Consider the following 19,641-nt stretch of genomic DNA (forward strand, 5'->3'; position numbering starts at 1 on the left):
TGTCCTCTGGGAAATAGAGGTCCGATTGGTGGCAAGCCCTCGGGCTTTAGTCAAGTCGGACCGGTTCTGGGGAAAGTGACGCAGGATGACAGGCGCGCCGGACAGGCACGCAGGGAGAGCTCAGGCTCGTCGGATCATCGCAGTTTGCATCATGGCGCGTCTTTGACCGGTTCCGGGGCGGAAAGCAAGCGGTTTGCAAGGACCGCGTCTTCAAAGCGCAGCGAAACCGGCGACGGCGCGCAGAAAGATGTCGGCACCGGCCCCGATCAGGGCATCGTGGAAGTCGTAGTCCGGGGCGTGCAGCGGCGGACAGGTTTCGCCCGCCCCGAGGAAGAACATCGCCGCCGGCATGTTCGCGCCGAAGCGGCCGAAGTCCTCGGAAGCACGCATCGGCATGCCCTCGGACACGCGCCTGCAGCCCCGGGTGGCACGCTCCAGCACGGCGACGGCCTCGGGGGCGTTCACGCAATGGCCGAAGGCCTCGTGCACCGCGATCTCCGCCGTCAGTCCGGTGGCGGCTTTTGCGACTTGCGCGCGGGCCTCATCCTCGAGCGCGGCCATGCGGTCGTCGAGGAGGGTACGCAGGGTGACCATGATCTCGGCCTCACCCGGTGCCACGCCGAAGGCCGGGACGCCCAACCGGGCATGGGTCACGGTCGCCAGCCGGAAATCCGGGTGTTCGGTCGGCAGATCGCGGGTCAGCGCGCCGAAGTCGGCGATCAGCCGGGCCAGAGCCAGGCCGGGAGACACCCCCTTCTCCGGCTCGGATGCGTGCGCCGTGCGCCCCGAAAGCCTTACGCGCAGCCCGCGCGAGGCACAGTTGACCGGCCCCTCCTTCAGTGCAACCGCGCCCAATGGCAGGCCGGGCATGTTGTGCAGGGAAATGGCCATGTCCGCGCCGAGCGTGCCGAAGCGGTGGTCCCCGATCACCGCGCGGGCGCCCTGCCCTGTCTCTTCGGCGGGCTGAAAGAGCAGGATCACGCGGGTGTCGGGCGGCTGCCGCGACAGGACGCGGGCCACGGCGTAGAGCGTCGCCATATGCCCGTCGTGACCGCATAGATGCGCCACGCCCGCGCGTTCGGATCGCCACGCGGGGTGTCCGGTCTCGACAATGGGCAGTGCGTCAAGCTCGCAACGGATCAAGAGGCCCCGGTCGCCCGTGCCGAAGGTCGCGGCAACGCCGGTGCCGCCAAGGCCAGTGATCAACGTGGCGGGGTTCAGGGCCGTGAGATGTCGGACGATGATCGCGGCGGTGGCGTCCTCCTCGCCCGAGAGATCGGGGGCGCGGTGCAGGTTGTGCCGCAGGTGCCGCGCGGCGGCGATGTCCTCTTCCGTGACGCCTGTCATGGCTGTTCTCCCCGATGCCCTGTTGTGCGTCATCCCATCACGGCGGGCGCGCGGGTGCAATAACTGCAGCCTTTGGCGCGCTTGCGGCATAACCCGCCCCGGAACCGGATCAGCGCCGGTCAGGCGGCGCTCCCCAGCCCGGCCGACAGCGCCAGCGGATGCAGCAGGAAAAGGACGTGCAATTGGCCAGGCCTCCGAGACCTGCACGGCAGGCTGGGCAGACGTGTTTGACAGGCGGTCGATCCACGCACTCTCCGCAGGTGGCGCGATCACCCCCCGAACGGGTCCTCCGGATAACCGACACCCGTCAGGTACAACCCCTGCGGCGGGCAGACCGGCCCGCAAGCCGCACGGTCGCGCGCCTCCAGAGCCGCGCCCACACGGTCCGGCGCCCAGGCCCCGGCACCGACCCGTTCCAGCGTGCCGACGAAAGAGCGCACCTGATTATGCAGGAAAGACCGCGCGCGCAACGAGAACCACACCTCTGGCCCTGCGGGGCCGTCGACCGCCTTGATCTCCAGCGAATCAAGCGTCTTCACCGGCGATTTCGCCTGGCACATCACCGACCGGAAGGTGGTGAAATCGTGCCGTCCCACAAGGTGGGCCGCGCCTTCGCGCATCGCCGTCACGTCGAGCGGGTGCATGACCCGCCAGACCTGCCCCTCTTCCAGCGTGGCGGGCGCGCGGCGCATCAGGATACGGAACAGGTAGCGCCGCTCCACCGCCGAGAACCGCGCGTGCCAGTCGTCGGCCACCCGCGCGCAGGCCCGGATCGCCACCGGTGCGGGTTTGAGGTGGAAGTTCAACGCCTCCGACAACCGGAACGGATCCCAGTCCTTTGCCATGTCGCATTGCGCCACCTGCCCGCGCGCATGCACGCCGGCATCGGTGCGCCCAGCCCCCGCGATGGTGAAAGGGCCGGGCTCCAGCCGCGCCAGCGCGTCCTCGATGGCCTGCTGCACCGAAGGCTGCGCCGCCTGGCGCTGCCAGCCCGAAAACGGGCGGCCATCATATTCCACGAGCAATGCGTATCTTGGCATGTGCGCCGCTTAGCGCGCCCCGGGCGTGGCGTCTACACCCGGGCGACCGGCAAGGCACTGGCGGCGGGCGCCTCTGCACCCTAAGTTCAGAGCGAACAACTGCAAAGGCTCCCATGGTCCTGACCACTCTCGCCGACGGCCTCGCCCGGGGCATCGACAGCGCCACCAGCACGATCTCGGAGACCTTCTTCGAACCCACCCTGCGCCTTGGCGTCACCGGGCTGTCGCGGGCCGGGAAGACGGTGTTCATCACCTCGCTTGTGGCGAACCTGATGGACCGCGCCCGGATGCCGGGGCTTGTCGCCCAATCCGAGGGCCGCATCCTCACGGCCTTTTTGCAGCCGCAGCCGGACGACACCATCCCGCGGTTCGACTACGAGACGCACCTCGCCGCGCTCACCGCGCGCGAACCGCACTGGCCGGACAGCACCCGCGCCGTGTCGGAACTGCGACTTTCGCTCAAGGTGCGCCCACAGGGCCTTTTGTCCGGGCTGCAGGGGCCGCGCACGCTGCACCTCGACATCATCGACTATCCCGGCGAATGGCTGCTGGACCTCGGCCTGATGGACAAGTCATACGCCCAGTGGTCCGAGCACATGCTGGACCGCATGACCCACCGCCCCGACCCCGACGGCTTCCTGCCCATGGCCACCACCGAGGCGGCCGAGGCCAAGCTCGACGAGCCCGTGGCACAGCGCCTCGCCAAAGCCTACACCGAAGCGCAGAACGCCGCCCGCCGCGAAGGATTTTCCGACTGCGGACCGGGGCGCTTCCTGCTGCCCGGTGACCTGGCCGGTTCGCCCGTGCTGACCTTCGCGCCCCTGCCACCGGTCAGCGCATCGCGCGGCGCGCTCTACCGCGAGTTCGAGCGCCGCTTCGACGCCTACAAGTCCCGCGTGGTCAAACCGTTCTTCCAGGACCACTTCGCCCGGCTCGACCGGCAAATCGTGCTGGTGGACGCGCTCGGGGCGATCCACGCCGGTCCGCGCGCGGTAGAGGATCTGCGCCGGACGCTGGCCGATATCCTGACGGCTTTCCGCCCCGGTGCCTCGTCTTTCCTGTCGCAGATCTTCCTGGGGCGGCGGATCGACCGCATCCTCTTTGCCGCGACGAAAGCAGACCACCTGCACCATACCCAGCACGCCCGCCTGACCGCCGTGATGGAGGCGCTGACCCGCGACGCCCGCGACCGCGCCCGCTTTGCCGGGGCCGAGACGCAGGCCCTGTCGCTCGCTGCCCTGCGCGCCACAACCGAAGAGATCATCGCCCACGAGGGTCGCGACCTGCCATGCGTGCGCGGCACCCTGCTGGACACCGGCAAGCGCGCGGCCTTCTATCCCGGCGAACTGCCCGAAGACCCGGCGCATCTTCTGGCACCTGCCCGCGAAGGCGCTTCCGAATGGTTGGGGCAGGATTACTCCATCATGTCCTTCGCCCCCGCACCGCTGACTCTGAAACCCGGCGAGGGCCCGCCGCACATCCGCCTCGACCGCGCCGCCCAGTTCCTGATCGGAGACCGCCTGTGACGATGACCGCAAAGACCCGCCTTCAGTCCCCGGACCCGGACGCCCCCAACCCGGATCTGCCGCCGGAACAGCCCCCGTCGGAGGTGCCGGGCACACCGGCCCCCGACCTTCCCCAACAGGACCCGGACGAGCTGCCCGATGCGCCTGCGCCCGACCTGCCGCCGGACACGCCGCCCGAAGAGGTGCCCGAAGATCTGCCGGGCGTCCCTGCCCCGTCCGATCCCGGTCACGACCTGCCGCCCGATGCGCCCGAGGAAGTGCCGGACACCCCACCGCCGAACCGGCCCGGCAACCCGACGGAGATCCCCGGCACGCCCGCTCCGGATCTGCCGCCGCAGGACGTCCCCTCCGAAGTCCCCGGCCTGCCCGGCGATCCCGGCCCCGCGCCCAGCCCCATGCCCGGTCCCGTCATCAGCCTGCGCCCGGGGCATCCGCTCGACGCGGGACGGCTGGGCGACATGATTTCGCGCGCCGTGGACAGCCAACCGTGGATGCCGCGGCTGCACACCGGTGCCGAGGACATCGCCCACGCGGGCCACATGATCGACAAGGGATGGGTCACGGTGGCCGAGGTCGATTACACGCCCGCGGGCTTCATCGCCCGCGACGGCGGCTACATCCATAGCCTCTATGTCGCGGCGGAAGCGCAGGGCAGTGGCATCGGCACTCGGCTTCTCGACGACGCCAAGACGCAAAACGACCGCCTCGAGCTCTGGACGCTTCAGGCCAACCGGGGCGCGCAACGGTTCTACCGCCGAGAAGGCTTCCGCCCGGACGGGGAATCGGACGGCGCGCACAACGAGGAAGGCCTGCCCGACATGCGCTTCGTCTGGACCCGCGAAGAGACGGCGAAGGCACCGGACAAAGGCGTGGCCAAGGCGTCGGGCGAAACGTCACAGGCAACCGGCAAAGGGGCTGGCACTGGCAACGCGAAAGTCTCCGCCAACGCATCCGGCGGGAAAGAGACCGACGGCTGACTGTCCCGCCAAGGACCCGCAGGGCGACATCGCCCCGATCCCGGCTCCGCCGATCGCGTGCCGAAGAACAACTGCCCAGGAACACGGGCAAACCACCAACGGAAGGTCGCACCGGGCGACAGGGAAACCGCACGTTCCGTACCAACGTTTCAGGATCCAGACCATGACCGACACGCGCAAGGGCCCCGTCCTCATCGACTTGGACGACGACACCGCCGCCCCCTCTCCGGCCGAGGCCCCGCCCGTACCCGATCTCACGCCTCCGCCCGAGGGCGCGGCCATGGCCACCGTCGCGGCCCTGACCACACGGCGCGTCTCCGCCCTTGCACGCTGGTTCTGGCGCCTGCTGGCAGCCCTTGTAGGCACCTTCGCCTCCATCGCCGCGTGGAACGTCGCCACCGGGCTGATCGCCGCCAACCCTGCGCTCGGCTGGGCGGTGACCGCGCTGCTGGCCGCTTTCCTCTTGGTCTGCGTCGCGATCGTGATCAAGGAACTCTCCGCCTTCGCCCGCCTGTCAAAGATCGACGCTTTGCACCGGCAGGCCGACACCGCACTGGCCGAAGACGACCTGAGCCTCGCCCGCGACCTCGGTGACAAGCTGGTGGGCCTCTACAAGGGACGCGAGGACACGCGCTGGGGCCGCGACCGCTTTGCCGCCCGTCGGGACGAGATCTTCGATGCCTCGGGTCTTGTCGCCCATGCGGAAAACGAACTGCTCGCCCCCCTCGACCTGCAGGCCCGGCGCGAGGTGGAGGCCGCCGCGCGGCAGGTCGCCGCCGTCACGGCGCTGGTCCCGCTTGCGCTCGCTGACGTGGCCGCCGCGCTGACCGCCAATCTGCGGATGATCCGCCGCATCGCCGAGATCTACGGCGGACGCTCCGGCACGCTCGGCAGCTGGCGGCTCACCCGCGCCGTCTTCTCGCACCTCGTGGCCACCGGTGCGGTCGCGGTGGGCGACGACATGCTGGAACCGATCTTCGGTGCGGGCCTGCTGGGCAAACTGTCCCGCCGTTTCGGCGAGGGCATGGTCAACGGCGCCCTCACCGCCCGGGTCGGCGTCGCCGCAATGGAGGTCTGCCGTCCCCTGCCCTTCGGCAAGGGCAAGCGCCCATCCGTTCGCGGCATCGTGCGCTCCTCGCTGAGCGGGCTGTTCCAGCAGGACAAAGGACCGAGCGCTCCGTAGGGTGGGGGTTCCGCGCGGCACGCGCGGGTTCGCCACCTTCGCGGGAAAGGTCAGGAAACCCGCCGGTTTCCAAGCCGTGCGCGGCGTGATTGAGTGCACGTCGAACAATCGGAGCGCAGCACGTGGAAGCCCTACTCGTCCTCGTCGGCATCATCTTCCTGGCCCTGCCGGTCGTCGTGATCGTCCTCATCGTCCGGCAGGCCCGCCTGTTCCGCGAACTGGCAGAGCTGCGCCAGAAGGTCGACACCCTGAGCGCAGGTCCGACGCCATGGCTGGACCGGCCTGAAGCGGCCTCCGCGACGCCCGCTCCGGCCCTCACCGAGCGGACCGCACCGCCAAAGTCTCAGCCCGCACCAAACACGCGACCCGAAACGCCGCAGCCCCCGCAACCCGCGCCGCAGGACCGTCCGGCACCCGAAGCAAAGGGACCATCCGTCGCGGCGCGACTTGCCGGGTGGCTCGCGCAGAACTGGTTCTACGCCATCGCCGCCGTCTCTCTCGCACTCGCGGGTATCTTCCTCGTGCAATACGGCGTGGAGACCGGGCTCCTGACCCCACCCGCGCGGGTCGCCGCCGCGCTGGTCTTCGGCGCGGCCCTGATCCTCGTCGGAGAGCGCATCCGCCGCCGCTCCGGCGACACGGAGGACAGCGCTACGGCCTACTTGCCCTCCACGCTCTCCTCCGCCGGTCTCGTGTCGCTGATGGGCGGCATCCTCGCCGCGCGCCTGCTGTATGACCTGATCGACCCCGGCCCGGCGCTTGCACTGCTGTTTGCCACGACGCTGGGCGGGCTTGTGCTGGGCTGGATCAACGGGCCGCTTCTGGCCGCCATAGGTCTTGCGGGCGGGTTCGCCGCCCCCTTCCTCGTCGGCGGGCAAAGCGATCAGCCCGCATGGCTGCTGCTCTACTTCGCGCTGCTCGCGGCACTCGGCCTCGGGATCGACACATTGCGTCGCTGGGCTTGGGTCTCCGTCCTCGCCCTCGTTGGCGGCTTTGCCACCGGGGCGCTTCTTCTGCTGGCCGAACCGTCCGAGACCATGGCGACCGCGTTCGCCGCCCACGCGGCCTTCCTTGCCGTCCTGGCGATCTTGATTCCGGCGCGCAGCCTGACGCCCGACCACGCCACGCCCTGCTTGCTGCAGGCGCTGGAAAAGGCCCGCCCCGCCTTCCCGACGCTGCTGGCCGCAGGCGCCACGCTGGCTGCGACGCTCGCCTTTCTGCAGGCCGCGACCTTCGGCCTGACGGCCTGGTGGACCGCACTGACACTCGCGGCGCTGCTGGGTGCTGCGCTGGCGCTCTGGTCTCACCGGGCACCGGGGCTTCAGGACCTTGCGGCCCTGCCCGCTGCGGCAACGCTCCTTCTGCTGGCGGCGCCAGAGCTGAACGGGGGCGTACGCACCGCCCTCTTCGCCACCATCCAAGCCCAGGAAGGCCTGACAGAGCAGCGCCTCCCGCTGACCGTGACCCTCGCTATGCTGGCCCCGCTGCTCTTGACGCTGGCCGCCGCGCTGCGCAGCCTGAAGGGCGACCCGTTCAAGGCCCACTGGGCCGCCGCCTCTGCCCTGATCGCCCCGCTTGGCGGCCTCGCGCTGGAAGTCACATGGCAGCCAGCCGACTTAATCGGCGCGTGGCCCTGGGCGCTGCACGCGCTGGCGCTTGGCGGGTTGATGACAGCGCTCGCTGCCCGTTTTGCGCGGATCGACTGCGCCGACCGGCTGCGCGCCGCGCTGGCCACGCTGTCGGCGCTGGCGTGCCTCGCCTTCGCGCTGACCGTCATCCTCACCGATGCGGCGCTGACCCTTGCCCTCGCTGCAACCGTGCTGGCCGCTGCCGTCCTGGACCGCCGCTTCGACCTCGCGCCGATGAGCGGCTTCATCACCGCCGGAATCGCCGCCCTGGGCTACCGGCTGCTGGCCGATCCGGGCCTCGATTGGGCGGTCGAGGTCGGCTTTGCCGAAATGTTCCTGACTTATGGCGGGACGCTGGCCGCGCTTCTGGCCGCCCGTGCCCTCCTGCCCGAAGCCCGCGCCCGTGCGAAGCTGTTCCTCGAAAGCGCCGCGTGGTCGGCGGGGGGCATGACCGCGTCCCTGACGCTTTACCACCTGATCAAGGGCATGACCGGCCACGCCGCGGGGCAGGAACACTGGGTCACCGGCCTGCACGCCACGATCTGGACGCTGGCCGCGCTGGCGCAGGTCATGCGCATGGGCGCGGGTGGCCCGCTTCGCCTGCTGCGCCTCGCGCTCGCGGTGGTCTTCGGCCTCGTCGCGCTGGGGTTCGAGGCGGCGGCGCTCAGCCTCGCCAACCCGCTGTTCGGCGGCCAGAACGTCGCGGGGCCGGTGCTGCTGAACACGCTGATCCCGGCCTATCTGCTGCCTGCACTGGCATTGGCGTTCGGCGCCGCGCGCCTGTCAGGCCCGAAGGCGCTGCGCATCGGGCTTGCGGTGCCGGCCACGGCGCTGACGGTGTTCTGGGCGGGTATGGCGATCCGCCACCTCTGGCAAGGCGGCGCCGAAATGGAGATTGCGGCGGGTATCTCTCAGCCGGAACTCTACAGCCACACGGTCGCGCTGTTGCTTGTGGGGGCCGCGCTCTTTACCCGCGCGCTGCAACAGCGGTCGGACCTGCTGCGCCGCGCCGGTGTGGCTGTGATCGCCGTGGCGGTGGCCAAGGTCTTCCTGCTGGACATCTCCGGCCTCGACGGGCTGGCGCGGGTGTTCTCGTTCCTGCTGCTGGGGCTGTCGCTGTCGGGTCTGGCATGGCTTAATCGCTGGGTACAAAGCCGCCTGCCTTGACGCGACTCGCTGCGGCTGCGCTCATCCGGTCCGGTTTACCCCACTACACGCGACGGCCACCGGTGCACATACTCCGGCCAAGCCATTTTCCAGCACACCGCCGATCCGAAGGATTTCCGGATGACCGAAGCCCTTGTCGATCCACGGACAGCCGCCGTGATGCATATCCTGTGCCTGCTTGGCCTTCTCATCCTGTTCACCGCCCATGCCGCCTGTGCGCTCCGCCCCAAAGCGCGGGCCAGCGCGGCCTATTTCGCGGCCAATGCCGTCGCCGCCATGCTTGTCGTGCCCGCCGTTTGGTCCCTGGCCCCCGGCATCGCCGCCGCGGTGCCGATGACATGGGCGGCGCTCAGCCTTGTCGCCGTGGCGCTGCGGCTGATGCCGCGCCGTCCGCCCCGCCTGACCCCGGCGCAGATCCCCTGGACGGCGCTGGCGCGCGATGGCCGCGCCGTGCCCGAGACGGCGCAGTCCCGCGCCGGATACACCGCCTGACCGCCGCTCTGGACACCGACGCCGCACCGGGCGAAAGGAACGGCATGACCCAAGCTCCCGCCACGGCGCGACAGACCGTCCTGATCCTCGGCGCTTACGGCCTGATCGGCACGGAAATCTGCCGCACGCTCCACGCCTGCGGCCACCGCGTCATCGCCTCTGGCCGGTCCGCCGCCAGCGCCGCCAAGGCCCTGCCGATGCTGCCTTTCCGCCGGTCCGACCTGTCAAGAATGGAACCCTCCGACTGGACTGCACTGGTCGACGGCGTCGATGTGATTGTGAATTGCGCGGGCGCCTTGCAGGACGGCCCCGGCGACGATCTCGAACGGCTGCACCATCACGCCGTGAAAGGCCTGGGTGAGACCGCCGCGGCAAGGGGCATCCGCGTGGTGCAGATATCGGCGGCGGGTGTTCGCCCCGACCACCCCACCGTCTTCTTCGCCTCCAAGGCGCGGGGAGACGCGGCGCTGCTGGCCTCCGGCGCGAACGCGGTGATCCTGCGGCCCGGCCTTGTCATCGGCCAAAGCGCCTACGGTGGCACCACGCTTTTGCGGATGCTGGCCGCCGTGCCTCTGATCCAGCCTCAGGCCTTGCCTGCGACGCCGATCCAGACCGTCTCTCTGGCCGATCTGGCCGAAGCCGTCGCAATCGTCGCCTCCGGCCACCTGCCCCGGGGGCATACCTTCGACCTCGTGGAGGACCAGACCCACAGCCTGTCAGAGATCATCGCAGCGCATCGCCGTGCCCTGGGCTTTCCCCCGGCACGCGCCACGCTGACTCTGCCCCGCTGGATGCTGGCCCCCACGGCCCGGATCGCCGACGCCTTGGCGCACCTCGGCTGGCGCAGCCCGCTCCGGTCCACCGCCATAGAGGTGCTGGCAGACGGGGTAACCGGCGACCCGCGCCCGTGGCAGGCGCAGACGGGAAGCAGCATCGCCCCCTTGCAGGAAACGCTGACCAAGGCCCACCTCGGACCCGAGCACCGGCTGCAGGCGCGTGCCACCCTGTTGATGCCCCTGGCGGTGGCCACGCTGTCCCTGTTCTGGTTGCTGTCGGGGATCATCGGGCTTTGTCAGATCGGCCCCGCCGCCGAACACCTGACCCGGATCGGCTGGCCACAGACCCTCGCCACCGCCTCCGTCGGCTTCTGGGCCGTGGTCGATGTGGTGCTGGGGCTCGCGATCCTCTACCGGCCCTTCGCCGCACGCGCCTGTCTTGCGATGATCGGCGTCTCGCTCATCTATATCGCCTCCGCCACCGTCTTCACTCCGGGCATGTGGGCGGATCCGCTTGGGCCTCTGGTCAAGGTGCTCCCGGCCATGATGTTGGCCGCCGTCACCCCGGCGCTGCTGGAGACGCGCTGATGCTCTACGCCGACCTCCTGCGCTGGCTTCACGTCGTGGGCGCCACCGTGTTGTTCGGCACCGGTGCGGGCATCGCCTTCTTCATGCTGATGGCGCACCTGTCGCGTGACGCCCGGGCCATAGCCCATGTCGCCGGGACGGTGGTCTTGGCGGATACCGTCTTTACTTTGACCGCCGTCATTGCCCAGCCAGTCACCGGCATCCTGTTGGCACGGGACATCGGGTGGAGCCTGAGCGAAGGCTGGCTGTTCCTTTCCGTCGCGCTGTACGTTTTGGCAGGGGTGTTCTGGCTGCCGGTGGTCTGGATACAGATCCGCCTGCGCGACCTCGCCCGAACCGCGGTGAACGACGGCACTGCATTGCCCGACCGTTACTTTCGGCTGTTCCGCATATGGTTCGCTTGCGGCTTTCCGGCGTTTTTTGCCGTGGCGACGATCCTGTGGCTGATGCTCACCCGTCCTGCGCTGACCTTCTGAGGCTGACCTTCTGAACGGAGTCGGAAGACAGTGAAAAGGCCGGGAACCAGACGGTTCCCGGCCTTTCCGCGCTTCAACAGGGGGATTACTGAAGCGGAGCGGTGGTCGCGCCGCCTTCCGAAGCGTCGGGCGCGGCGGGAGCGGCCGGCGCGGCTTCGGTGGCGGGATCGGCGGTCATCCCGGACGCCGCGGGTGCATCCATGGCAGGCGCGCCTGAGTCGGGATCGACCGGAACCGCCTGCTCCTGTGCCGCCGGGTCCACCGGAGTGGTGGTGGCCGACGGGCCAAGGAACACGGTCATTGCCACCGCGATCACCAGAACGACACCGGCGATCAGCCCGGCGATCGACCACGCCCCCTTGCGGCGGGTCTGCACCGGCGCGGGATCGTCGTGACCGTAGGTGTCGGTCCGGGTGCGGTGCATCTTCAGATAAGGGTCTTCGGCCTCATAGGTCATGGCCCATCTCCTTCTTGCGTTGGACCCGGGTTTGCGTCCGGGCATGACAGTAGGATGGGGGCTTTTGCCCGGGTCTCAATGGCCCCTCCCATGCATCGGCCTGCGCCTGCCAAAACCGCATTGCGCGCCAAGCCGGTTCCCGCCGAAATCCCGCGCACCAAACCAACCCGAATCAGTTCAGGCGGATTTATTCCATGTTTCCGGTGGATTGGCCGGCTTCCGCCGACCAAGGGCCAGCGGCGGGAACCGCCCTACCGCAGAATCGGCACGCCGCCCGGGCCGCGCATCTTCTCGACCACGCCCGCCCGCAGGCTGCCGCCGATCCGGTGCGCCAGCGCCGACCACGCCAGCGCCTGCTCCGGCGTCAGTTCCGCCTGCAGCACCTGGTCGAACAGCGCGAGCCAGGTTTCGAACATGCCGGGCCGGACATTGCCCGCCTGCTGATGCACACGCACCGGGTTGCCATCATAGCGTCGCTCGCCGAGGATGGCGTTGGCCCAGAAGTCGGCCACCCGCGCCTCGTGCGTCGGCCAGTCCTCCACATGGACGGCAAAGACCGGTCCCAGCCCCGGATGCACCCGGACCCGCGCATAGAAAGCCGCCACGACGCGCTCTATGTCGGCCCGAGTCACCGGGAACTTCGCCTGTACCGCCATGCCCGCAATCCCTTCTGCCGGACGTCTCGAACTTGGTCTCTCAGCATAGTCCCCGGCAGGACGGATGGCCACTGCGGCACAGGGTCATGGCGGCACCGGCGCGGACGGCACGACAGCGCTGGACCCCTCCGGCGCCGCGTCCTATAAGGCGCGCATGATGACCTGTGCTTTCATCATTCGAATTAGCTGCCCGGCGCTCTGACCAGAGACGCCGGGACAAGGCGCATGGGTTGACCGCGCCGCCGCACCCAAAGACCAGCATTCCGACCCGAAGGACGCCCCCATGTGCGCCGACACCCCCGACACGATCGACTACAAAGACACGCTCGCGCTGCCGAAAACCGATTTCCCGATGCGCGCGGGCCTGCCCAAGCGTGAACCCGACTGGCTTGCCCGCTGGGCCGAGATGGACGTCTACGGCCAGCTCCGAGCCAAGGCCGCCGCGGACGAGACCCGCGAAAGCTTTACCCTGCACGACGGCCCGCCCTACGCCAACGGCCACCTGCACATCGGCCACGCGCTGAACAAGGTGCTGAAGGACTTCATCGTCCGCAGCCAGCAGATGATGGGACGCGACGCGCGCTACATCCCCGGCTGGGACTGCCACGGCCTGCCCATCGAGTGGAAGATCGAGGAACAGTACCGCGCCAAGGGCAAGGACAAGGACGCCATCAATGTCGTCGACTTCCGCCAGGAATGCCGCCGTTTCGCCGAGGGCTGGATCGACATCCAGCGCGAGGAGTTCAAGCGTCTCGGCGTGACCGGCAACTGGGCCGATCCCTACCTGACCATGGACTTCCACGCCGAGCGCGTGATCGCCGAGGAATTCCAGAAGTTCCTGATGAACGGGCTGGTTTATCAGGGCTCCAAACCGGTGATGTGGTCGCCCGTCGAAAAGACCGCGCTGGCCGAGGCTGAGGTGGAATACCACGACCGCCAGACCGACGCGATCTGGGTGGCCTTCCGTGTCGCGGGCATCGCCGGTTCCGACGCGCTGACCGACCTGCTGCTCGATCAGTTCGGAGAGGAAAAGTACTCCGACGAGGTGCAGGCGCTCTCTGCCGACTGCGCCAACGCCTATGTCATCATCTGGACGACGACGCCCTGGACGATCCCGCAAAACCGCGCGATCTGCTACAACCCGGCGATCAAGTACGGCCTCTACGAAGTGCTCGACACGCCCGAGGAATGCTGGGCCGTGAAGGGCGAGAAGTACATCATGGCCGACGATCTGGCCGAAGCGACCTTCGCCCGCGCCCGGCTGGAGCCGCACCAGTTCACCCGCCTGCGCGACGCGCCGCCGGAATTGCTGGACTGTTTCACCTGCGCCCACCCGTTCGAGGGCGTGCCGCAGGGCGGTGGCGAATGGAACTACCCGGTGCCGTTGCTGCGCGGCGAACACGTCACGGCGGACGCCGGGACCGGCTTTGTGCACACCGCGCCCTCGCACGGCGACGACGACTACGCCATCGGCCGCGCACACGGGCTGGAGATGACGTACAACATCCTCGACGACTCCTCGTTCCGCGACGACCTGCCGTTTTTCGGCGGGCTGCGTATCTACGACGAGAAGGGCAAGCCGGGGAAAGCCAACAAGGCCGTCATCGACAAGCTGATCGAGGTGCACCACCTGCTGGCCCGCCAGCGGTTGACGATCTCGGACGCGCACTCCTGGCGATCGAAGGCGCCGGTGATCCGTCTCAACCGTCCGCAATGGTTCGCCGCCATCGACAAGCCGGTGGGCGACAACAACGACACCTATGGCACGACAATCCGCACCCGCGCGCTGACCTCCATCGACGAGCTGGTGAAGTGGACGCCGCAGACCGGGCGCAACCGCCTGCACTCGATGATCGAGGCCCGGCCAGACTGGGTGCTTTCGCGCCAGCGCGCCTGGGGCGTGCCGCTGACCTGCTTCGTGCGCAAGGACACGCGGCCCGACGATCCGGATTTCCTGCTGCGTGACGAAAAGGTCAACGCCCGCATCCTCGAAGCGTTCGAGGCCGAGGGCGCGGATGCGTGGTACAAGCCCGGCGCGAAGGAGCGATTCCTGGGCAACGACCACAACGCCAACGACTACGAGCAGGTCTTCGACGTGCTCGACGTGTGGTTCGACAGCGGCTCGACCCATGCCTTCGTCCTGCGCGACCGCGAGGACGGATCGAAGGACGGCCTGGCCGATCTCTACCTCGAAGGCACCGACCAGCACCGCGGCTGGTTCCACTCCTCCATGCTGCAGGCCTGCGGCACGCGCGGACGGGCGCCCTATCGTGGCGTGCTGACCCATGGTTTCACGCTGGACGAGAAGGGCAACAAGATGTCCAAGTCGCTCGGCAACACCGTGGCGCCTGAGGACGTGACCAAGCAGTACGGCGCCGACATCCTGCGGCTCTGGGTGGCGCAGTCGGACTACACCGCTGACCTGCGCATCGGGCCCGAGATCCTCAAGAACGTGGCCGACAGCTACCGCCGCCTGCGCAACACCATGCGCTACCTGCTGGGCGCGGTCAGCCACTTCACCGAGGACCAGCGCGTCGACGCGAAGGACATGCCGGAGCTGGAACAGTACATCCTGCACCGCCTCGCTGAGCTGGATAAGACCGTGCGCGAAGGCTATTCGAAGTACGACTTCCAGGGTGTCTTCCAGCAGGTCTTCAACTTCTGCACCATCGAGCTGTCGGCGTTCTACTTCGACATCCGCAAGGACGCGCTTTATTGCGACGGGGACACCGCCCGCCGCCGTGCCGCGCGCACCGTGATGGACATCCTCTTCCACCGTTTGACGACCTGGCTCGCCCCGATCCTCGTCTTCACGATGGAGGAAGTCTGGCTGGAACGCTTCCCCGCCGACGACAGCTCCATCCACCTGCAGGACATGCCGGAGACGCCCGCCGACTGGCGCGACGCCACGCTGGCCTCGAAATGGCAGATGGTGCGCCGCGCCCGCCGCGCGGTGACGGCCGCGCTGGAAATCCAGCGCACCGACAAGGTCATCGGTGCCTCGCTGGAGGCCGCGCCGGTGGTCCATGTCTCCGACGCCGCGATGCTGGAGGCGCTGAAGACCACCACCTTCGAGGACATCTGCATCACGTCTGCCATCACCCTGACGGACGCCCCCGCGCCGGACGACGCTTTCCGCGTGACCGACGTGCCGGAGATCGCCGTGGTCTTCGCCAAGGCGGATGGCCAGAAATGCCAGCGCTGTTGGAAGATCCTGCCGGACGTGGGCACACACAGCCACCCGGCCACCTGCGCCCGCTGCGACGAGGCGCTGTCCTGATCTTCAAGAACGCCCCGGTCCGCTAGGCCGGGGCGTTCTCCTTTCGGGACGGCATTCGCCCGCCAGCATCGCCGACGCCTCCCGCTCGTCTGCACGTGCCCACGCCACTTGCCCTAACGTCACCCTTTTGCCAGTATCATCCGGAGACTTTCTCCGGAGACCCCATGTTCCGCCGCACCTTCCTGCTGTCGATGCCCGCCCTGGTCGCCTGCTCCGTCGCGCCGCAGGGTCTGTCCCTGGCCCCAGAGTCCACGCTGATCCTGACCCGACATGCCGACCGGCAGGACAACCTCGACCTGCTCAGCGACACGGGGCGGGACCGGGCCCGCGCGTTGGTCGCCGCGACAAAGGACCTGATCGTCACCCGCATCCATGCCCCCGGTATCGACCGCAACCTTGCGACGGCAGCGCCGCTCGCCAAGGCGCTGGACCTGCCGGTCGAGCGCATCCCGCAAGAGCACCCCACCGCCGCGCTGGTGCAAAGCGCGCAGGGCCGCTCGGTCATCTGGATCGGCAACAAGGGCAACCTGACCCGCATCTGGGAAGACCTCCGCCTGACCGGTCCCGCGCCGCTGGAATACGGCGACCTCGCCATCCTCCGCGCCGACGCAAATGGCACCGCCACCATCGAACGACGCCGGTATGGGCCCGTCTGACGAGGCTATCGCCGACACGCTCCTCCGCCTCACCGACGCACCACGCAGTTTCTGCCCGCATGAGGCCGCCCGCGCGCCGTCCAGCGACTGGCCCCCGTTGATGCCCCGCGTCCGCGCCCTGGCAGCAGCGCCGCCGACTGCTACCAAGAGGCGCCGGTCGCCGCCCTGATCGCGCGCGGACCGATCCGGCATGCACTTTCAGCAGATCGTTGACGCGAACGCTCGCCCTATGGTCTAGTAATCCTATTCAGACACGCATTTCGCGCCCCAAAATTTGTTCAGGATATTGCCATGGCCAACCTCACCGATCCGCAGGTTTCGGCGGAAGAGATGGATGCCATGCTGGCGTCCGGCGCTGCGGAGCCGCAACTCCGCGCCGAATTCGGAGACGCCCTCTACGACGAGTTGCACGTCCTTGCCCGCATGGCACAGGAGGCCAAGGCCCGTCGCAGCGCCGCCGCCGGCCACGTTTTCCTGCTGCCCGGCATCATGGGCTCCAAGCTCTCGGTGATCGACGGCGCCCGCAGCGACGAAATATGGCTCTCGATCCGCAACCTCTACAAGGGCCGGGTCACCGAACTGGCCTACCCGTCCGACACCTTCCGGGTCACCGCCTCCGGCGTGTTCCTCTTCGCCTATCAGCGGATGCGGCTCAGGCTGATCATCAAGGGCCATGACGTTCAGTTCCTGCCCTTCGACTGGCGCGAGGACATAGCGACAACTGCCGACGACCTGTGGCCCGCCATCGAAGCCGTGGAAAAGCCGGTCTCGCTGATCTGCCATTCCATGGGCGGACTAGTGGCCCGGGCGCTGGCCGCGCGCGATGGCGACCGCCGCCTGATCCGCAAGGTCGTCACGCTGGGCACGCCCAACCTCGGGTCCTATTCCCCTGTGATGACCCTGCGCGGCCTCAACGACAACGTCCACCTCCTCGCCCGGCTCGACAGCACCGGCATCGGGCCGAAAGCACTGGTGGAAACCCTCGTCAACCGCTTCCCCGGCCTGTTGCAGATGATGCCTTCACCTGATGCACGGCGCGACGAGAACTGGTTCGACGCGGGCTTCTGGCCGAAGCAGGACAGCCTGATCCCGGATGCCGCGATCCTCGCCGCCGCCGGAAAGGCGCAGGCCGAGTTGCCGCCGCCGGACGACCGCTTTACCCAGATCGTCGGCCTGGGCATGCGCACCGTCCACGACGTGCGTATCGACAAGGGCGAACTCTTCTATAATCATAACGACGACGGCGACGGCACCGTCCCGCGTACGCTGGCCGAGATGGACGGCGCCGACCGGCGCTTCTACATCGAGGGCAAGCACGGCCAGCTCTGCAACCTGCGCGCCGCCATCGACGCCTGCGACGCGGTACTGAACGGCCGTGTGCCCGACCTTGCCGACGACCCCGACGCCTTCCGCACTCTGACCGCGAGCGTCAGCGCAGAGCCGGAGAAGGCCCTGCGCAGTGCGGCGCGGAGCGGGCTGCCCCGCACCGGTGATCCCGACGATCCGGCCTTCTCCGAACAGGCGTTGCTGGAGGGCTTCCTCTCCGCCGAGGCCGACATCGACAAGATCGAGCGCGAAGCCCTCAGGCCCACCACGCCCACGCTGCCCGCCCCTCTGGCGCCGCACACCGACGATGGCACCTACGTCTACACACGCCAGAAGAAGGCCCTCCGCCGCATCAACATCGACGTGATGAACGCCGACATCCTGGATGTGCCGGCCGACGCCTATGTGCTGGGCATCTTCGAAGGGGTCACCACGCTCGGCGGCGCCATCGGCGCGGTGGATTACGAACTGGACGGGATGCTGTCTGCCCAGATCGCCGACGGCCAGATCACCGGTCGGAAGGGAGAGGTCACCTTTATCCCGATACCCCGCCACCACTTGCGCACCTCGCATGTGGTCGTGGTGGGCCTCGGCGCTTTCGGTCCGAAGGACACGATCACCGCCGCCGTGCGTATCGCCGGGCGCAACATGATGCGCTCGCTGTGCATCTCCGAAGTGTCGAGCTTCGCGGGCGTGCTGCTGGGCGCGGACTCCGGCCCGACCCCGGTCGAGATCTTCCGCGAACTCTTTGGCGGGATATTCGAGGCGCTGGAGGACTGGGACGAAGACCAGAGCTTCTCCTGCATCCGGCTCTGCGAATACAACCCCGACCGCTACGAGGAAATCGCCGACGGGCTCAACCGCACCTTCGCCGGGTTCAACATGTCCGACTGCGAGATCGTGGTGCAGAAGAAGCCGGCCCCCTTGAATCGCCGCCGCGCCGGACCGGCCCCGCATCCGAAGCTGCCCGAGATATTCACAGTCCAGGCCGAAGTAACGGAGGAGGACCGCGACCCGGTGGTGACGCTTCAGCTTCATCACGTGCCCGGCTCCGGCAACAGGGAGGCGCAGCTCGCGACCTCGCAGATGACGTTCCAGATGTCGGAACTCGACGCACGCACGGCCCCATTGTCGCGCGCCATGACGTCGGAGAAGCTGCGCGGCGTGGCGGAAGACATAGAAAAGCTCATCCTCTCGAAAGCGTTCCGCGAAAAGATGGAGGCCGGGCAGAGCTTCGAGTACGGGCTTCAGGTGGTCTGCGATACCTGGGCCTCGCGCATCCCTTGGGAGGTGCTGCACCTCGGCAAGGCGCCCGTCGCGCTGCGGGGCGGTCTGAACCGCTGGTATCTGCCGGCAACGGGCGGAGTCCGCCGCGCCGCGCGCCGTCCCGTCGGCGCCCGCAACCGCGGGCGGCCGGTCAACGTCCTCATGGTCGCCGATCCGACGCGCGACCTGTCAGGCGCCCGGAAGGAAGCTCGGCAGATCGAAGCCACTCTGGCCGGACGCCCCGGCGTGCGGCTCGACACACGTGAGGGCGGCGAGGCAACGGTGGCGGCGGTCGCGGCTGCGCTCGGGCAGGACGATGTGGGCCGGGTCTACGACATTTTCCACTACGCCGGACACGCCTTCTTCGACCCCGCGGACCGGGCGCGCAGCGGGCTGATCCTGGCCGGCGAGGACACGCTGCACGGCACCGACATCGCCGATCTGGCGCAGGTGCCCGGCTTCGTCTTCCTGAACGCCTGTGAATCCCTACGCGTCCGCAAGCGCGGCGCGCGCGACGCCGGACCGCCCACCGCACAGGACTTCGCCATGCGCAACACTGGCCTGGCCGAAGCCTTCCTGCTGGCCGGCGTGCGGCACATCGTCGGCACCTTCTGGCCGGTGAACGACGACACGGCGGTGAACTTCTCGTCCGTGTTCTACGAACAGGTGCAGGCCCAGACCATCGGCGCCGCCCTGACCGAGGCGCGCCGGATCATCCACGAGGTGCACGACAGCAGCGAATGGGTGAACTACATCCACTACGGCGCCGCCAACGATCCGATCTGAGCGGCGGCCCCACC

Annotated in this window: 16 protein-coding genes; 12 read left to right on the plus strand and 4 right to left on the minus strand. The window is 68.7% G+C overall.

Annotated features, from left to right (window positions below):
• Window positions 1-210: 210 nt before the first annotated feature.
• Window positions 211-1,347 (minus strand): amidohydrolase, encoded by a 1,137-nt coding sequence (locus ABFK29_RS19050; RefSeq protein WP_005861313.1) that lies wholly within the window; start codon window positions 1,345-1,347, stop codon window positions 211-213.
• A 269-nt stretch (window positions 1,348-1,616) separates the two neighbouring features.
• Window positions 1,617-2,387 (minus strand): tRNA pseudouridine(38-40) synthase TruA, encoded by a 771-nt coding sequence (truA, locus tag ABFK29_RS19055; protein ID WP_040604844.1) that lies wholly within the window; start codon window positions 2,385-2,387, stop codon window positions 1,617-1,619.
• A 113-nt stretch (window positions 2,388-2,500) separates the two neighbouring features.
• Between truA and ABFK29_RS19060 the strand changes: the two genes are divergently transcribed.
• The 7 genes from ABFK29_RS19060 (at window position 2,501) to ABFK29_RS19090 (ending at window position 11,200) form a co-directional block, all read left to right on the plus strand.
• A complete protein-coding gene (locus tag ABFK29_RS19060; protein WP_005861317.1) occupies window positions 2,501-3,913 on the plus strand; it encodes a YcjX family protein in 1,413 nt (470 codons plus the stop codon).
• Window positions 3,914-3,915: 2 nt separating this feature from the next.
• Window positions 3,916-4,890 carry a GNAT family N-acetyltransferase gene (locus ABFK29_RS19065; RefSeq protein WP_005861319.1) on the plus strand — a complete coding sequence of 325 codons (975 nt, stop codon included), beginning with the start codon at window positions 3,916-3,918 and terminating at the stop codon, window positions 4,888-4,890.
• Between the two features lie 163 nt (window positions 4,891-5,053).
• Window positions 5,054-6,073 (plus strand): YcjF family protein, encoded by a 1,020-nt coding sequence (locus tag ABFK29_RS19070; protein WP_005861321.1) that lies wholly within the window; start codon window positions 5,054-5,056, stop codon window positions 6,071-6,073.
• 122 nt (window positions 6,074-6,195) lie between these two features.
• Complete coding sequence (locus ABFK29_RS19075; RefSeq protein ID WP_005861323.1) at window positions 6,196-8,868, plus strand: DUF2339 domain-containing protein; 2,673 nt, start codon at window positions 6,196-6,198, stop codon at window positions 8,866-8,868.
• Between the two features lie 120 nt (window positions 8,869-8,988).
• A complete protein-coding gene (locus tag ABFK29_RS19080; protein WP_005861325.1) occupies window positions 8,989-9,360 on the plus strand; it encodes a hypothetical protein in 372 nt (123 codons plus the stop codon).
• A 44-nt stretch (window positions 9,361-9,404) separates the two neighbouring features.
• On the plus strand, window positions 9,405-10,724 hold the full coding sequence (locus ABFK29_RS19085; RefSeq protein ID WP_005861327.1) for an SDR family oxidoreductase: 1,320 nt from the start codon (window positions 9,405-9,407) through the stop codon (window positions 10,722-10,724).
• Window positions 10,724-11,200, plus strand: a complete 477-nt coding sequence (locus tag ABFK29_RS19090) for a DUF2269 family protein (RefSeq protein WP_005861329.1) — start codon at window positions 10,724-10,726, stop codon at window positions 11,198-11,200. The genes ABFK29_RS19085 and ABFK29_RS19090 overlap by 1 nt, the downstream gene beginning before the upstream one ends.
• Before the next feature lie 85 nt (window positions 11,201-11,285).
• Here the strand turns inward: ABFK29_RS19090 and ABFK29_RS19095 are convergent, their stop codons facing one another.
• Window positions 11,286-11,657: a hypothetical protein gene (locus ABFK29_RS19095; RefSeq protein ID WP_005861331.1), complete on the minus strand. Its 372-nt coding sequence runs from the start codon at window positions 11,655-11,657 to the stop codon at window positions 11,286-11,288.
• Window positions 11,658-11,908: 251 nt separating this feature from the next.
• The gene (locus tag ABFK29_RS19100; protein ID WP_005861333.1) at window positions 11,909-12,313 is read right to left on the minus strand and encodes a group III truncated hemoglobin; all 405 of its coding nucleotides are present in this window, start codon (window positions 12,311-12,313) and stop codon (window positions 11,909-11,911) included.
• Window positions 12,314-12,377: 64 nt separating this feature from the next.
• Between ABFK29_RS19100 and ABFK29_RS19105 the strand changes: the two genes are divergently transcribed.
• From ABFK29_RS19105 to ABFK29_RS19125, 5 genes are all read left to right on the plus strand, one after another.
• Complete coding sequence (locus ABFK29_RS19105; RefSeq protein ID WP_157136555.1) at window positions 12,378-12,515, plus strand: hypothetical protein; 138 nt, start codon at window positions 12,378-12,380, stop codon at window positions 12,513-12,515.
• 81 nt (window positions 12,516-12,596) lie between these two features.
• Entirely contained in the window at window positions 12,597-15,593 is a 2,997-nt protein-coding gene (gene ileS / locus ABFK29_RS19110) for an isoleucine--tRNA ligase (protein ID WP_005861335.1), read from the plus strand.
• A 164-nt stretch (window positions 15,594-15,757) separates the two neighbouring features.
• Window positions 15,758-16,249, plus strand: coding sequence for a histidine phosphatase family protein (locus tag ABFK29_RS19115; RefSeq protein WP_005861337.1), 492 nt, complete (start codon window positions 15,758-15,760; stop codon window positions 16,247-16,249).
• On the plus strand, window positions 16,236-16,418 hold the full coding sequence (locus ABFK29_RS19120) for a DUF3253 domain-containing protein (RefSeq protein WP_157136556.1): 183 nt from the start codon (window positions 16,236-16,238) through the stop codon (window positions 16,416-16,418). Before ABFK29_RS19115 ends, ABFK29_RS19120 begins: the two co-directional genes overlap by 14 nt.
• Window positions 16,419-16,540: 122 nt before the next feature.
• On the plus strand, window positions 16,541-19,627 hold the full coding sequence (locus ABFK29_RS19125) for a CHAT domain-containing protein (RefSeq protein WP_005861339.1): 3,087 nt from the start codon (window positions 16,541-16,543) through the stop codon (window positions 19,625-19,627).
• Window positions 19,628-19,641: the final 14 nt, after the last annotated feature.

This window comes from Sagittula stellata E-37 (genome assembly GCF_039724765.1).
GTDB lineage: Bacteria > Pseudomonadota > Alphaproteobacteria > Rhodobacterales > Rhodobacteraceae > Sagittula > Sagittula stellata.